Source organism: Deltaproteobacteria bacterium, assembly GCA_016218975.1.
Classification (GTDB): Bacteria; Desulfobacterota; Deferrimicrobia; order Deferrimicrobiales; family Deferrimicrobiaceae; genus JAENIX01.
This window is the reverse complement of sequence record JACRCO010000037.1, coordinates 220,026-235,798: the sequence shown is the minus strand read 5'-3', so window position 1 is coordinate 235,798 and position 15,773 is coordinate 220,026. Positions and strand designations below refer to the sequence as shown.

The following is a 15,773-nucleotide window of genomic DNA, read 5'->3' as shown; positions in this document are numbered from 1 at the left end:
GGATTAACGGAAGCCCCCCATGCCGGGCGGACCCGCACCGGTCGTGCTCCCCTGGTTCTTGCGTGTCTCGGCCACGATAAGTTCGTCTCCCGGCTTCAGGCCGCCCTCGAGAAGGACGGTGAACGTCCCGTCGCTTACGCCCGTCTTTACGGGGACCGCGGCGGGTTTTCCGTCCTTGCCGATCGTGAAGACGTGCGATCCATGGGTGTCCTTGTCCTTTCCGCTTTCCGGCTTTTTCTTCTCGGCAGCCGCCGGGCGGTACCGCAGGGCGGCGTTCGGGATCTTCACCACGTCCTTGAAGTCGCGAATGCGGATCGACACGTTTGCGGTCATCCCGGGCTTGAGGCCCAGGTCCTTGTTGTCTACCTGGATGACGACGTCGTAGGTCACGACGTTCTGGGTCACGATCGGCGAGTTGCGCACCTGGATGACCTTTCCGGAAAACGTTTTCCCCGGCCAGGCGTCCACGGTGAAAGCGGCTTCCTGTCCGGGGCCGGTCCTGCCGATATCGGACTCGTCCACATTGGTGTCGATCTGCATTTTCGTGAGGTCCTGCGCGATGGTGAAAAGGGTGGGGGTCTGGAAACTTGCAGCCACCGTCTGCCCCACGTCCACGTTACGGGATATGACGATTCCGTCCACGGGGGACTTGATCGTCGTGTAGCGAAGGTTCGTCTCGGCGACGGAGAGCGCCCCCCTGGCCTGTTCGAGCTGCGCCTCCGCTCCCTTCTGCGTCGACTCCGCGGAATCGTAGGCCGTCTGTGCTGCATCCACGTCGGCCTGCGCCACGTAGCCGTTCTTTATGAGCTCCTTGTTGCGGCGCAGGGTCCGCAAGGCGTCCGCCGTCACTATCTTCGCCTTCTCCACCGCGGCGGATGCGCTCGTAACGTTCCCCCTCGCCTGCGTTACGGACGCCTCGAAGAGCTGAGGGTCGATCTTCGCGATCACCTGCCCCTTCTTCACGCGCGAATTGAAATCGACGTAGATGTGCTGGATGGTCCCGGAGACCTGGCTCCCCACCTGAACGGTGGTCACGGGATTTATGTTCCCCGTGGCGGAAACGGTATCGAAGAGATCCCCCTTTTCCACTTTGGCCGTACGGAATTCGGGTGCCTTGCCGTTGCTGCGGGCATAGAAGTAGTAACCCGACGCGCCGAGCAGGCAGACCGCGGCTGCGGCGGCGATCGCTCGCTTCATTGGAGTCCTTTCCAGGCTATGTTTTCTATTTCACGGTCCTCGATCCGTATTCCGTGCCTCTCGAGGAGCTCACCGGTGCTGGTCCAGAACCGGGTGACGCCGACCTGGTAATCGGCGAGCGCCGCGGTGAGGGATTCCCGGGCGGCGGTCAGGTCCGATTCCACCTGGAAAATGTCCTTGGTCGTGGCCAGCCCTACCTTGCCGCGCTTGACGTAGGAGTCGAACCGGGCCTCCGCGAGCTCCACGCTGCGCCGGGCGACCGCGATCTGCTTCTCCAGTGTTTCCAGGTTGCGGATCGCCTGGCGGACCTCGAGACCCGCCGTTTCTTCCAGTGACCGGATCTGTACCCTGGACTGGCCGGCAAGGAGCCGGTTCTTCGCCAGGTCGGCCTCCGCCGCATCGTTCCCCAACGGGTAGGAGAATTCGAGCCCTACCGCCCAGGAGGGGTATTTTCCGCTCCTCATGTCGTCGAACGCGCTTCCGTAGTCCTGCGCCAGTCCGGAGACTCCCGCGCTCCCCTTGAGCGCAAGGGAAGGCAGGAGGAGGTTCCTTCCGATCTTCGAACTGAACTCCTGGCTCCGCAGGTTGATTTTTGCCTGAAGGATGTCGGGTCGCATCGCGAACGCCTTTTTAAGGGCGCCTTCCTCGGACCGGTCGACCGCGGCCGCCGAAAATTCCGGCTGGGCAAGTTCCAGGGCGGTGTTCGGAGGCATGTTCATGAGGACGAGCAGTGTATCGGCTTCGTCGAGCGCCGTCTTTTCCGCAGCCAGCAGGTCCTTTTCACGTTGCGCGACCCCGAGGCGGGAATCCAGCAGTTCGACCGCCGCCAGTACCCCCGCGCGGACGCGGCCTTCGTTGCTCGCGTGTATTTCGTTGGCGAGAGCCAGGGATGCCTTTCGCGTCTGGAGGTTTTCGCGGGCCTTTATGACGGAAAAATACCGGTCGCGCGTGATTCCGGAAACGGTCAGCGCCTGCGAGCGCCATCCGGCAATCGACGATTCCGTCGCGAATTCCGCCACGGTGATCCCCCGTTCCGTGACTTCCTTGCCGAGCCCCTGGAGGATCGGCTGCGAGAGGGACAGGGAAAAGTCTGGTTGCGCGAAACGCGAGAACGAAGTTCCAAGGTTGTCCTTCCGCCAGGGATTGGCGAATGACGCCGAAGCCGTGGCGCCAGTGGACAGCAGCATGTCGGCCGAGAAATTCGCGTCGACGGACCGGCTCCTTTCCACGAAAAAGGAATCCGGGGCAGCCTGGGAGTTCGATCCACTGTGATCGAGGGCGGCAGTGAAACGTGGGTTGTAGACCGCCCGGGCGCGCCGGATATCCGTGGCCGATACCGCCGGGGTGAAAGTCGCCGCGCGGAGAGACAGGTTGTTCCCGACAGCCGTCCTTACGGCTTGGTCGAGGGAGACGACAGCGCCGCGGGCATGAACGACGGATGTCCCGAGGAAAATGAGCGCAAGGCATGCGCACGCCGCAGTTCTGATGAGAACCTCCCATGCCGCCTGGGGATCGTACCTGATTATAATGCCTGCATCCGCTTTATATAAACACGGACATGGAATAGAATGTTCCTTCAAATATAACGTTTCGCGCGGAGGAAACCTTGCGAAAACTCGCCGTATCGGTACTCGTTCTTGCGATTTCCTGCGGCGCGGCGTATGCCGCCGACGCGCCGAAAAAAGGGGGGAAACCGGTGGTTCTACTGGAAACCAGCATGGGAAACATCAAGGTCGAGCTGTATCCCGACAAGGCGCCGATCACCGTCGCCAACTTTCTTTCGTACGTGAAGGAAGGACATTACGACGGGCTGATCTTTCACCGTGTCATACGTGATTTCATGATCCAGGGGGGAGGGTTCTCGCAAGACATGAGGGAACGGCGCCCCTCCAGGCCGCCCATAAAGAACGAGGCCGGAAACGGGCTCAAAAACGACCGCGGGACGATCGCCATGGCGCGTACGATGGTAGTGGACTCCGCCACCGCCCAATTCTTCATTAACGTGGTGAACAACGATTTCCTCAACCACTCGAATGAAACTCCACAGGGGTTCGGATATGCGGTGTTCGGAAAGGTGATCGAAGGGATGGATGTCGTGGACAAGATCCGGAATGTCCCCATAGGCAGGTCCGGAATGTTCGAGCACCTGCCGGGAAAAACCGTTTCGATCAATAAGGCCGCGGTGGTCCAAGCGGACTCCAAATAACAGTCGCCCGGACTGATCCCCCGGAAAATAAGGGAGGCGCGCATCGGCAAGTAACTTTTGCCGCGTGCATGTCTCCCTTTTTCATTTGAGTCAGCAAGGCACCCGTCTCCCCCTTATGATCCGTCCGCCTTCCGTGTAATTCGGTTTTGAAAATATTTATTACGATATCGCAATAATTCTATTACCGGCCGCCGGACCGGTAATCCGGTGTGAAGGTGAAGTGGAGATTATACCTTTAATAATCGATATGTTATATGTGCGTCAAAAAATTGATGTCCGTCTGTTTCCATTGGCACGCGCCATGAAATACCCCTGTTCGGCAAGCGGTGAGGCGAACCCGCCAAGGCAGGGGAAGCAGGATGAAACGAGCCGGCAAATTCACGAAGACAGCCTTGGCGGTTACGATTGCCATTCTTCTCATAGGATGCGGCGGTGGGGGAGGAGGAGGCGAAAGCGGGCAGGGAACGACTTCCCCGGGGTCTTCCGCCCCTTCGCTGGCGTGGGATCCGCCTACGACATTTTCCGACAATTCGGTCATGGATCCGTACGCGGATCTGGACTACTACGAACTTTATCTGCGTAGCGATGAACAATTTTCCGACAGCGACGTAGCGGTCGCACAGGTTTCGGCGGTTACGAACGTTCTCGGGCCAGACGGACGAACGTATCTCCCTTCCCTTACGAACGCATTCAACCTCAACAACCTGGCCCCGTTCACGCAGAGCGGAACGGTCTATTTCCTCAGCATCAAGTCGGTCGGCGTCGACGGTCTCAGATCCGGCTTTTCGACACCTGTGATGTGGAGTCGCACGTGAGAAGGGGAGAGCGGTAAGGAGGATTCCGTGAAAGCGAAACACGTCATCGCGTCATTGGTTCTCGTAACGGGCATCCTGATATGCGCCTCCGGCGCGCGTGCGGAAACGCTGTCCTGGGACGCGGTAACCACCTACACCGACGGATCCGCCGTTGGGTCCGCAACGGTAACATACACGACTGTCTGGTCGACCAGTTCCAGCCTCGCCTCGCCGAACACCCTGGCGACGGGGGCGTCGTCGACCTCTGTGACTTTCAACGTGAGCACCGCCGGCATGCCCCGGGGAAGCACGATTTATTTCGGTGTCAGGGCCACGGTCGGCGGCGTGAATTCCTCTTATTCGGCCCCCCTGTCCTGGGCAGTCCCCGCGTTTACCCCGTCGTCACCCGTCAACCTGAGGATCCAGTAAACCAACGAAAACGCCCGGCAGGCGGTCAGGGCCTGCCGGGCGCTAAAGCGCGCGGTTGATTGTGGGGGTGGCTCTCCGGCAGGGCCGGAGGAGGGGGGGACCCCCGCCTGTTGCGGCGTCAGTGCGCGCTTGTAAAAACCTCCCCTTCATCGACGTGGTGCGCCACGGGGAACTTTTCGGGCTTCACCAGCATGACGGGCCGTTTTGTCGTCAGCATCACCTGTTCCGCGACGCTTCCCATGAGTACCTTGGAAAAGCCCGTGCGGCCGTGCGTGCTCATGACCAGAATGTCCACGTCCATATCATGGGCATACCCCAGGCGGGACGAGGATCTTCGTGTACATATCCCTTCCTCCTTCTGCGGTTACGTACGCCGGTTGCGAATTCGGGTTGAAGGATGGTCGACTGTATACAGTATACAAAACGTCCGGAGGGTGTCAATGGGAAACATGGCCATCGCCGGGCAGTGCCTTGCGGCGGTACAATGTGCCGCATATCCTCCGGAAACGGCAGGGGTTTCAAGGTGCGTGAAAGACTGATACGGAAGGTTCCGGACGAGATGGACGGATCCAGGCTGGACCGGCTCCTCCGCCGTGTGTTCCCGGATCTGCCGGCGAAAAGCATCCGCTTCGCCATCGAAGGCGGGGATGTTGCGGTAGGCGGAAAGGCCGAGGCGAAGGGCCGGATACTGAGGGCGGGGGAGGTAGTGTCCGTCCGGCGCATCGCGGATCGGGACGACTGGCTGCCTGTGGCGGGGGACCTGCCCGGCGCCGCCATCCTTCACGAGGACGGCGGGGCGGCCGTTCTGCTGAAGCCGGCAAACGTCCACACGGAGCCTCAGAGGCCGCTGGAAGGAGGGACGCTCGCGGGATACCTGCGCTGGAAACATCCGGAAGTCATGGAGATATCGAGGGAACCGGGGCTTACCCTCCTTACGCGGCTCGATTACGCGACGAGCGGAGCGGTGCCGGCCGCGCTATCCGGCGAGGCATTCGAATTCCTGCGGCGCGAGCGCGAAAAAGGGCGGATCGTCAAAACGTATATATGTCTCGTCAGCGGCCGCATGGATAAGGAGATGTCGCTTTCCTTCCTTCTCGACCCGTCGGGAGGGGATAAGGTGAGGGTACGGACGGACCGGTTCGAGGAGGACCCGTTATACTGGACCTATGTGCGGCCGATTCGTATCTCGGCGGACCGCACTCTCGTCCGCGCCGTGATATCGAAGGGTAAACGGCACCAGATCCGGGCGCACCTTGCGGCCGCGGGGTACCCTATCGTGGGCGACCGCCGGTACGGCACGGTTCCCGCCGAGGGACCCGGAAAGCTCCGCCTGATGCTGCATGCCGGGGAAGTGCGGTTTACACACCCTTCGCGCAAGGAGCCGGTTTCCGTGTCCGCGCCGCTCCCGGAGGAATTCGGGGTTATCTGAACGACTGGAGGCGATTCTCGAGTTCCTGCAGCCTTTCACGGTCCTGTGGCAGCTCCGCCTTGTATTTTTCGTACAGGTCGAGGTCCGCCGGATCAACGACGCGTGCGCGTAAGGGATTAAGCGCCAGGTTCCGCCGGTCGTCCACAGTCTTGACAAGCGTTTCCTTCGCGTTGATTTTCGCCTTCATCTGCTCCACTTCCGACGCGAGCGCATCACGCTCCCGGGCCGCTTCAAGTTCGGCATCTTCTTGCGACGCGGGCGTGTTGTGCGGCGCAGGAGGCTGGAATGCCGGCTCGGGACGAGGAGCCGGAGAGGTTTCCGGCGGGGCTTCCTTGATGATGGTCTTCGCCTTCCCGCGGTAGGGAGCGGGAATGTTCGAAACATCGTCGGTGAAATGGGCTGTGCCGCTTTCGTCGACCCAACGGTATATGTCGGCTCCGGCCGCGGAAGGAGACAGAAGCAGAAACGCGGCCAGTACGATCGGGAACCGGCTCACTTGTACATGTACACCGTAAGGATGACGGCTATGGAGCCAGCCAGAAGGAGGGCAAGTGGGATCAGTACGAACGCATCCATGACGATTCTGATAGTACAATAGGGCATCCGGGGAAATCAACGAAGGGACGGCGGACGAAGGGACGGCGGATGGGCGGCGAAGGTTTCGCCAAGGCGCTTTGCTTCATTTTCCTGTGCGTGTTCTGCTGGCCGTTTATAGGCGCGGCGGACCGAGCCATGTCCATCCTCGGGATCCCATCCATCTTCATTTACCTGTTCCTCGGATGGGCGGTTCTCGTCGTTTTCCTGGCGGTCGCAAGCCGGAAGCTGGAGGACTGACGTGCCTCCCCCCCTGTTTTCCGGCACGGCGGTGCTTGCGCTCATATCGGCGTACCTGCTGCTCCTTTTCGGCGTCGGCTACCTTGGCGAGCGCTGGTTTCCGGCTATCCGGGAGCGCGGGCTTGACCGGTACATCTACGTCTTCGCCGCCTGCGTGTACTGCACATCCTGGACGTTCTACGGCTGCATCGGGAACGCGGCGGAGTACGGGGGATCATTCCTCGGGTTGTTCATCGGCCCATCGGTCTTCGCCCTTTGCTGGTGGTTTTTCCTAAGGAAGATGGTGCGTGTCTGCCGGGCGCACAACATCACGTCGGTGCCGGATTTCCTGAGCGTGCGGTACGGCGGGCATGCCTGGATCGGTCCGCTCGCGACGTTGCTCCTCGTAGTCGGCAGCGTCCCCTACATATCGCTGCAGCTGCGCGCGGTCTCCATCTCGTTCGACCTGATCGCCGGGTCCGCAGGGGGAAGGTCAGGATACGCGGAGCCGATGCTCCTGGTGTTCCTGTTCCTCGGGGCGTTCGCTCTTTTCTTCGGAGGCCGCTACCTCGACTTCACGAAGCCCCAGGGAGGCCTGCTGACGGCGGTCGCGCTGGAGTCCGTCGTCAAGATCGTGATCTTCGTGGCGGCGGGGCTTTTCGTCTGCTACGGCGTCTTCGACGGGATGGGAGATATATACGGAAGGATCCTGTCGCACCCCGAATGGAGCCGCCTTGCGACGGTCAGGGACGTCCCGGGAGGGGGCTATTCACGCTGGCTGGCGTACATGGCGATAGCCTCGATCGACGTGCTGCTGCTTCCCCGCCAGTTCCACATCCTCGTCGTGCAGAACAACGACGAGAAGCACATAAAGACCGCCATGTGGATGTTCCCGCTCTACCTGCTCGCGATCAACATGTTCGTGATCCCGATCGCGTTCGGCGGCATCCTCCTCGGGTTGCCGGCCTCCGCGGGCGACAAGTACATCCTCTCCATTCCCATGCTGGCGGGGAACAGGTCCTTGAGCCTCGCCGTATTCCTCGGGGGGTTCTCGGCCGCCACCGCCATGGTGATGGTTTCATCCGTCGCTCTGGGAAAGATGGTCGCGAACAACCTCGTGATCCCGGCGATCCTGCGGCTTCGGAAAGGGTTCCACGCCTATACCTACCTGCTGGCTGCCGCCCGCGGCTCGATGCTGATCGTCCTCATGCTCGGGTACCTCTATGCGATGCTCATGTCGCGCAACATGGTCCTGATGGAAATCGGCGTCATCTCCTTCGTCGCCGTCGCACAGTTCGGCCCCGCGGTCTTCGGCGGGCTCTACTGGAAACGCGCGAGCACGAGGGGGGCTCTGCTGGGCATCTGCCTGGGTTTCGCCGCCTGGTTCTACACCCTTGTCCTCCCCGCAATGGTGAAGGCCGGCTTCGTGGGGGGCGGGATACTCGCCGACGGGCCCTTCGGGATAGCGGTCCTCGCGCCGACACGGCTTCTGGGGCTGGGCATCGCGGACCCTGTGGGAAACGCCGTCTTCTGGAGCCTGTTTCTCAATTGCCTCGGTTTCGTCGCCGGATCCTACCTGGCCGCACCTGGCCGGGAGGAGGACCGCCGGTTCGAGCGGTTCGACCCGGCGGCGACAGGGCGACGGTTCCCCGCGGCGGTGCCTGTAATCGCCTCCGCCGGGGGTGCGCATTACCTTTCATTGGAAGATGTCGAGGAAGTGGTGACGCGGTACGCGGGCCACGAAAAGGACGGGGAGATCGGGGAGGTGGTCAGGGAGATCCGGGAAGTGAAAAACCGCGGGGAGACGCGCGAAGCCGTGATACGGCAGATGGACCTGCCGCAGCGGCTGGAGCGGATCCTGACCGGATCGATCGGCGTCATCGCCGCCAGGAACGTCCTGCGCGACATGCTCCCGCTTTCGCTGGCCGAAGCGCGCACGCTGGTCGAATCGTACAGGGAGATGGAGAAGGACCTCGCAAGCACGCGTGAGGAGATTTCGCACAAGGAAGGGGAGATCAGGGCGAAGGAGAGGTTTCTTGCCAGCGTCGTGAGGAGCATAGACGACGGCATCGTCTCGCTCGACTTCGACGGAAGGATCATCAACGTCAACGAGGGCGCCTGCCGTCTCTTCCAGCGCGCGGAGTCGGAAATGATCGGATTCGACTTCAACATCCTGATCTGCGACACGGAGTACCGCGAGAAGCGCCGGATCATCGCCCGCTCCACCTACAGGACCGGTTTCTGGCGGGGCGAGGTCGAGATCGTCCGGAAGGACGGGACCACCGCGGACGCGCTTCTTTCCACCGCGAAGATCATCGACGACCGGGGCAAGCCGATGGGCTTCGTCTCGTCTTTCAAGGACCTCACCGAGATCAAGGCGATGCAGAACAAAATGCTGCAGAGCGAGAAGCTCGCCTCGCTGGGCCAGATGGCCGCAGGGGTCGCGCACGAGATCCGGAATCCGCTGGGCTCCATCAAGATGAGCCTGCGGCTGCTTCGGGACGAAATCCGCGGTGCGGAGGAAGCGGACGTGGTGGAACACATCCGTGACGCGGTAGGATCGATGGAAGTGATCGTCAACGAGCTGCTCGACTACACGCGGGAGATCGTCCTCCAGGTGGACGAGTACGACCTGCACGGGATAGCGAAGTCGGCGGTTTTCGGGCTGGAGGAAGACTGGGGGGAGAGAGGCGTGGTAGTGGAAGTGACCGGTTCGGGAGGACCGCTGACGGCTGCGGTGGACGGGGTTCGGATCAAGCAGGTTATCACCAACATCGTGAAGAATGCCGTCGAGGCGGCCCCTCCGGGAAGCGGAAGGGTGAACGTAAGCGTTGCGGGGCAGGACGGTTTCGTGCGGCTTTCGGTCGAAGATAACGGCCAGGGCATGACCGCGGAGGAGGTAGCGAAGGTGTTCCAGCCGTTCTACACGACGAAGGCGCAGGGGGTGGGGCTGGGAATGCCCATCGTCAAGCGTCTTGTCGAGCTTCACGGCGGGGAAGTGCGGGTCGCATCCCGGGAAGGAAAAGGGACGCAGGTGTCCGTAACTCTGCCGCGTTTCCCATTCGGGGCGGGAGGAGGAAACCCATGAAGCGGAAGATCCTGCTGGTCGACGACGAGGAGATATTCCTCCGTCCGCTCGCCAAGACGATCCTCTCGGCGGGCTTCCTGGTCGACACGGCCTCCTCGGTACCCGCGGCGTGGGAGAAACTGCGGAACGACGAGTTCGACCTTGTCGTGAGCGACGTCCGGATGCCCGGCACGGACGGCATCGCCTTCACCGCCTCCCTCCACGAGGAGTTTCCCGAACTCCCGGTGATTCTCATGACGGCATACGGGAGCATCAAGACGGCCGTCGACGCGATGAAGGCGGGGGCGGGAGACTATATCCTGAAGCCCTTCGAGCCCGACGAGATGCTGCTCATGGTCCGGCGCATCCTCGAGATCCACGACCTGCGGGTCGCGGACAAGTACCGGGCCACGCGCAACCAGGAGGCGTTCGAATTCCGGAAGACGGTGGTCTGCGAGAGTACCGCGATGCGCCGCCTCCAGGAGGACGTCGATAACGTTTTGCCTCTCGACACCACGGTATTGCTTTCGGGGGAGACCGGCACGGGGAAACAGCTGATCGCCCGCGGCATCCACTACAGCGGTCCGAGGAAGAACGGGCCTCTGATCGAGATCAACTGCGCGGCGATTCCCGAGACGCTCTTCGAATCGGAACTGTTCGGCTTCGCGAAGGGCTCCTTCACCGGGGCCACAAGCGAGCGAAAGGGCCACTTTCACCTGGCGGACGGCGGAACCCTGTTCCTCGACGAGATCGGGGAAGTCCCCCTTTCCCTGCAGACGAAGCTGCTCTCGGCGATACAGGAGCGGAAATTCATCCGGATCGGCGGGAGCCGGCAGATCGACGTGGACGTGCGCATCATCGCCGCGACGAACAAAACGCTCGAGGAAGAAGTGGCCGCCGGCAGGTTCCGCAAGGACCTTTTCTTCCGGCTGAACGTCTTCCCGCTCCGCGTTCCTCCGCTTAGGGAACGCAAGGAGGACATCCCCGTGCTGGGAGAGATCTTCCTTTTGAGGTTCGCACGGAAATGCGGAAAGAAGATCAGGCGGCTGTCTGCGGAAAGCGTCGTCGCCATCCAGTCGTACGACTGGCCGGGGAACGTCCGCGAACTGGAAAACATCATCGAGCGCGCCGTGATCCGCGAGAAGGGGGAGGAGCTCCGCATCCCGCCCGACCTGTTGTTCCCGTCCGGGACAGGCGAAGGGTTCCCGTATTCTTCCGACATGCCGTTCCGCGAGGCGAAGGAGCGCGTCGTCTCGTTCTTCGAGAAACGGTACATCGAGGACCTGCTGCGCCGCTCGGGCGGGAAGCTGACGGAGGCCGCAAGGGCCGCGGGCATGGACAACAAGAACTTCTCCGAGAAAATGAAACGTTACGGCATCATGCTCGACGACTATCGCGGGGGATAGTCTCCGGCCTCCCGGTTGCAATTATCTGGACGTACGGGCGGGCATGATGGTGAAAAAATTTGCGTACAGTTACCCGGTTTGTTACTAAAACGGAGTCCAATCTTTAAGACTGTTTATGTAGCGAAGTTTTATTGTCGAATATCCTGCAGTAAAAATTAACGAAAAATAAGTTTACGCAAAGTGCGGATTATTGGAACCGCAGGCATAATTATTGCGGTGAATAATTGGCCAAGAAGGTTTGCGATCTGGATCAGATACCGGACTGACGTCGTCTTGCCGGAAGCCTTCGATAATAAGAGGGGGGAACAATCCGTGATTTTCAGGAATCGAAGAGCGCGAGGAATCGCGGCGTGGGCGATACTGTGCATACTGCCGGCGGCGGGAACCGCCATTGCATCACCCAGTTACACTTTCACCGACCTGGGAACCCTTGGGGGAAGTTTAACCCAGGCCAAGGACATCAACAATTCCGGGCAGGTGGTCGGAGGGGCCACCACAGCCGGAAACGTCTCGCACGCCTTCCTGTACAGCGGCGGGACGATGACCGACCTGGGCACGCTGGGAGGGGTCTCGAGCTATGCCTTAGGCATCAACAATTCCGGGCAGGTGGTAGGTGGTTTCAGCACAAACGGATTCAACAACCACGCTTTCCTGTACAGCGGCGGAACGGTGACCGACCTGGGCACGCTGGGCGGAAGCAGCAGTGCCTCCGGCATCAACGACTCCGGGAAGGTGGTCGGAGAGGCCACCACAGCCGGAAACTTCTCGCACGCCTTCCTGTACAGCGGCGGGACGATGACCGACCTGGGCACTGTGGGGGGAACCGACAGCAGCGCCTCCGGCATCAACGACTCCGGGAAGGTGGTCGGGGGATCCTTTACTGCCGGATACGCCTACCACGCCTTCCTCTATAACGGCGTGTCGATGACCGACATTGGCACGCTGGGCGGGAGCAGCAGTGAAGCCCTGAGGATCAACAACTCCGGGCAGGTGGTAGGGTGGTCCAGCATAGCCGGGAACGCCCAACGTGCCTTCCTGTACAGCGGCGGCAAGATGATCGACCTGGGCACCCTGGGCGGATTTTCGACTGCCTCCGGCATCAACAATGCCGGGCAAGTGGTCGGGTGGTCCGGCACGGCCGGGAACGGCAATCACGCCTTCCTCTACAGCGACGGGGCAATGACCGACCTGAACATGATCGTTTCCGAGATCTTCGGATGGGGCGCCACTTATGCGACGGACATCAACGACGCCGGGCAGATCGTAGGGTATGGTAAGGCTACGGACGGCACCACGAGATCCTTCCTCCTCACGCCGAACGCCGCCCCGGTGCCTCTGCCGGGAACCATGACATTGTTCGGAAGCGGATTGGCAGCGCTGGCGTGGTCCGGGAGAATTCGCCGCAAGAAATGAACACGTACCGGGGCGGTTGTCCTTCCTGTCATAAGATATGACCTGCCATAGGGTATGCCCTTTACGTGTAACCGGGCGTGCGCCGCATTGGCATTTTTACCAAGAGTTTACGACGCTTTCTTGGTATCGTTGCCATCCGATTCCGAAAAACAGAAATTCATTCTAAAAGTTATTCATAAGCTTTCCGGCCATATCCGCCTGACCTTTCAGGACATTTATCCATAAGAAAATATTTCAAACACCGGTTGGCCGGTGGCATGTGGATTGCTGTTACATTTTCCGATCACCTCGGGGGAATCTATTAATGCCGCTACTGAAAATCGACGACGTCCATCTTTCGTTCGGGGGCGTGAAGGCCATCAACGGAGTGTCGATCGAAGTCGCAAAGGGTAAAATACACGCCATCATAGGCCCGAACGGCGCCGGCAAGACGTCGGTGTTCAACTGCATCTCCTGCGTCTACAAGCCGCAACAGGGGGGCGTCATATTCGAAGGGAGCCGGATCACCGGAATGAAGCCGGACCGGGTCGCCCACCTTGGGATCGCGCGCACGTTCCAGAACATCGCACTCTTCCATCACATGACGGTACTCGACAACCTGATGCTGGGCCGCCACCTCTACCTGAAGCGCGGCTTCTTCACCGGCGGCATTTACCTCGGTCCCGCCCGGACGGAAGAAATAGAGAACCGGAAGGCGGTCGAGGACATAATCGACTTCCTGGAAATCGAGAACATCCGCAAGAAGCCGGTCGGAACGCTCGCCTACGGGCTGCGCAAGCGCGTGGAGCTGGCGCGGGCGCTCTCCCTGAAACCGAAGCTCCTGCTGCTCGACGAACCTATGGCGGGGATGAACCTTGAGGAAAAAGAGGACATGGCCCGCTTCATCCTCGACATCAACGAGGAGTGGGGGGTGACGATACTCCTGATCGAGCACGACCTCGGCGTGGTGATGGACATAAGCCACCGGGTGAGCGTCCTCGATTTCGGCGTGAAGATCGCCGAAGGGGAGCCCGCCGAAGTGGCGAACGATCCCACCGTCATCCGCGCCTACATCGGCGAGGAAGACGATTTTCTGCGGAAGCTGGAGGAGCGTTAAAAAGCGATGAAGGAAATCCTGGCCCGTCACGATACGTTCCCGAAGCTCCTCGCCCGCAACGCCGAGCGGCTCGGAGACAAAAAGATCGCCATGCGCGAGAAGGAGTTCGGCATCTGGCAGGAGTTCACCTGGAAGGAATACCACGAGCACGTGAAGTATTTCTCGCTGGGGCTGGTTTCGTTGGGGCTGGCTCCCAACGACAAGGTCGCGATCATCGGGGACAACAGGCCCGAGTGGGTATGGGCCGAAGTCGCCGCGCAGGCGGCAGGGGCGATCCCGCTCGGCCTGTACCAGGATTCTACGCTCAAGGAGGTCGCCTACGTCATCGACCATTCCGATTCCACGTTCGTGGTGGCCGAGGACCAGGAGCAGGTGGACAAGATCCTCGACATGAAGGAGCAGCTCCCGAAGGTCCGGTACATCGTCTACAGCGATCCGCGGGGGATGCGAGGCTACAAGGAGCCGTACCTCCTCGACTTCAAGGAAGTGGAGAACTTCGGGCGGGAACTGGAGCAGAAGGAGCCCGGGCTCTACGAGAAGAAGATCGCCGAGACGAAGCTCGAGGACCTTGCGCTAATCTGCTACACGTCCGGCACGACGGGTTTTCCCAAAGGGGCGATGCTGTCATTCCGCAACCTGCTCACGATGGCCGCGAACCTGATGGAGGTGGATCACAAGGGGGAAAAGGACGAGTTCGTCTCCTTCCTTCCGCTGGCGTGGATCGGCGAGCAGATGATGTGCCTTTCCAGCGCGCTGCTCACGGGCTTCACGGTGAACTTCCCGGAGAAGCCGGAGACGGTGCAGGAGAACATCCGCGAGGTCGGCCCCACGATCATGTTTTCTCCCCCCCGTATCTGGGAAAACATGACCTCCACGGTCCAGGTGAAGGTGATGGACGCCTCCTGGCTAAAGCGTGCGATGTACCACTGGGCGGTGCCCGTCGGCTACGAATACGCCGACACCATCTTCAGGAAACGGAAGCCGTCCGCCGGGCTCCTGGTGCGCCACCGGCTCGCCTATTACCTGGTGTTCCGCGCCCTGAAGGACCGGCTGGGCCTCCTGCGGATCCGCACCGCGTCTACCGGCGGGGCCGCATTGGGCCCGGACGTCTTCAAGTTCTTCAACGCGATGGGCGTGAACCTCAAGCAGATATACGGGCAGACCGAGATCTCGGGAATCTCCTGCATCCACCGGGACGGCGACATCAATTTCGATTCCGTGGGCAAGCCGATCCCGGAAACGGAAATCGCCCTGTCCGATTCCGGCGAGATCCTTTCGCGCAGCCCGTCGGTTTTCCTGGGTTACTACAAGAACCCGGAGGAGACGGAGAAGACTCTCTCCGACGGATGGCTGCACTCCGGCGACGCCGGGTACTTCAACGAAGACGGGCACCTGATCGTCATCGACCGCGTCAAGGACGTCATGCACCTGAACGACGGGACGAGGTTCTCTCCCCAATTCATCGAGAACAAGCTGAAATTCTCTCCTTACATAAAAGAATGCGTCTGCCTTGGGAACGTGCGGGACTTCATCGCCTCGATGATCTGCATCGATTATCCCAACGTGGGTAAATGGGCGGAAAGCCGCCGTATCTCCTACACGACATACACCGACCTCGCCTCCAAGCCCGAGGTCGTCGACCTGATCATGAAGGAGACCGCGAAAGTCAACGAGACGCTTCCCGCTACCACGCGGATCAAGAAGTTCTGCCTGCTGTACAAGGAGCTGGACGCCGACGACGACGAGCTGACCCGCACGCGGAAGGTCCGGCGCGCATTCGTGGGGGAGCGGTACAAGCACGTGATCGAGGGGATGTACGCGGGCGAGATGTCGATCCCGATCGACGCCGTGATCAAGTACCAGGACGGCAAGACATCGAACATCAAGACGACTCTCGTCGTGAAGGACCTGTGAGGAGGACGG

General features: G+C 60.9%; 14 protein-coding genes. 10 read left to right on the top strand and 4 right to left on the bottom strand.

Features of this window, described 5'->3' with window-relative positions; all coding sequences use genetic code 11:
- Nucleotides 1–3: 3 nt before the first annotated feature.
- Both HY896_05680 and HY896_05675 read right to left on the bottom strand, forming a co-directional pair.
- Nucleotides 4–1,197 (bottom strand): efflux RND transporter periplasmic adaptor subunit, encoded by a 1,194-nt coding sequence (locus tag HY896_05680; GenBank protein ID MBI5575836.1) that lies wholly within the window; start codon nt 1,195–1,197, stop codon nt 4–6.
- Nucleotides 1,194–2,777, bottom strand: coding sequence for a TolC family protein (locus HY896_05675; protein ID MBI5575835.1), 1,584 nt, complete (start codon nt 2,775–2,777; stop codon nt 1,194–1,196). The genes HY896_05680 and HY896_05675 overlap by 4 nt, the downstream gene beginning before the upstream one ends.
- Nucleotides 2,778–2,893: 116 nt before the next feature.
- On the opposite strand from HY896_05675, the gene HY896_05670 reads away from it, so the two are divergent.
- From HY896_05670 to HY896_05660, 3 genes are all read left to right on the top strand, one after another.
- Nucleotides 2,894–3,403: a peptidyl-prolyl cis-trans isomerase gene (locus HY896_05670; GenBank protein ID MBI5575834.1), complete on the top strand. Its 510-nt coding sequence runs from the start codon at nt 2,894–2,896 to the stop codon at nt 3,401–3,403.
- A 359-nt stretch (nt 3,404–3,762) separates the two neighbouring features.
- Nucleotides 3,763–4,218 carry a hypothetical protein gene (locus HY896_05665; GenBank protein MBI5575833.1) on the top strand — a complete coding sequence of 152 codons (456 nt, stop codon included), beginning with the start codon at nt 3,763–3,765 and terminating at the stop codon, nt 4,216–4,218.
- A gap of 27 nt (nt 4,219–4,245) precedes the next feature.
- Nucleotides 4,246–4,626: a hypothetical protein gene (locus HY896_05660; GenBank protein MBI5575832.1), complete on the top strand. Its 381-nt coding sequence runs from the start codon at nt 4,246–4,248 to the stop codon at nt 4,624–4,626.
- A 118-nt stretch (nt 4,627–4,744) separates the two neighbouring features.
- On the opposite strand, the gene HY896_05655 is transcribed toward HY896_05660, so the two are convergent.
- Nucleotides 4,745–4,927 (bottom strand): universal stress protein, encoded by a 183-nt coding sequence (locus HY896_05655; protein MBI5575831.1) that lies wholly within the window; start codon nt 4,925–4,927, stop codon nt 4,745–4,747.
- Nucleotides 4,928–5,110: 183 nt separating this feature from the next.
- On the opposite strand from HY896_05655, the gene HY896_05650 reads away from it, so the two are divergent.
- The gene (locus HY896_05650; protein ID MBI5575830.1) at nt 5,111–6,055 is read left to right on the top strand and encodes an RluA family pseudouridine synthase; all 945 of its coding nucleotides are present in this window, start codon (nt 5,111–5,113) and stop codon (nt 6,053–6,055) included.
- Here the strand turns inward: HY896_05650 and HY896_05645 are convergent.
- A complete protein-coding gene (locus tag HY896_05645) occupies nt 6,048–6,551 on the bottom strand; it encodes a DUF4124 domain-containing protein (GenBank protein ID MBI5575829.1) in 504 nt (167 codons plus the stop codon). The genes HY896_05650 and HY896_05645 overlap by 8 nt on opposite strands.
- A gap of 149 nt (nt 6,552–6,700) precedes the next feature.
- Here HY896_05645 and HY896_05640 point away from each other — a divergent pair, with 149 nt between their 5' ends.
- The 6 genes from HY896_05640 (at nt 6,701) to HY896_05615 (ending at nt 15,764) form a co-directional block, all read left to right on the top strand.
- The gene (locus tag HY896_05640) at nt 6,701–6,889 is read left to right on the top strand and encodes a hypothetical protein (GenBank protein ID MBI5575828.1); all 189 of its coding nucleotides are present in this window, start codon (nt 6,701–6,703) and stop codon (nt 6,887–6,889) included.
- Nucleotide 6,890: 1 nt separating this feature from the next.
- The gene (locus HY896_05635) at nt 6,891–9,956 is read left to right on the top strand and encodes a PAS domain S-box protein (GenBank protein ID MBI5575827.1); all 3,066 of its coding nucleotides are present in this window, start codon (nt 6,891–6,893) and stop codon (nt 9,954–9,956) included.
- Nucleotides 9,953–11,341 carry a sigma-54-dependent Fis family transcriptional regulator gene (locus HY896_05630; GenBank protein MBI5575826.1) on the top strand — a complete coding sequence of 463 codons (1,389 nt, stop codon included), beginning with the start codon at nt 9,953–9,955 and terminating at the stop codon, nt 11,339–11,341. The genes HY896_05635 and HY896_05630 overlap by 4 nt, the downstream gene beginning before the upstream one ends.
- Before the next feature lie 312 nt (nt 11,342–11,653).
- Nucleotides 11,654–12,754, top strand: a complete 1,101-nt coding sequence (locus HY896_05625) for a PEP-CTERM sorting domain-containing protein (GenBank protein MBI5575825.1) — start codon at nt 11,654–11,656, stop codon at nt 12,752–12,754.
- A gap of 304 nt (nt 12,755–13,058) precedes the next feature.
- On the top strand, nt 13,059–13,850 hold the full coding sequence (locus tag HY896_05620; GenBank protein ID MBI5575824.1) for an ABC transporter ATP-binding protein: 792 nt from the start codon (nt 13,059–13,061) through the stop codon (nt 13,848–13,850).
- Nucleotides 13,851–13,856: 6 nt separating this feature from the next.
- Nucleotides 13,857–15,764: an AMP-binding protein gene (locus HY896_05615; GenBank protein ID MBI5575823.1), complete on the top strand. Its 1,908-nt coding sequence runs from the start codon at nt 13,857–13,859 to the stop codon at nt 15,762–15,764.
- The last annotated feature ends 9 nt before the right edge of the window (nt 15,765–15,773 follow it).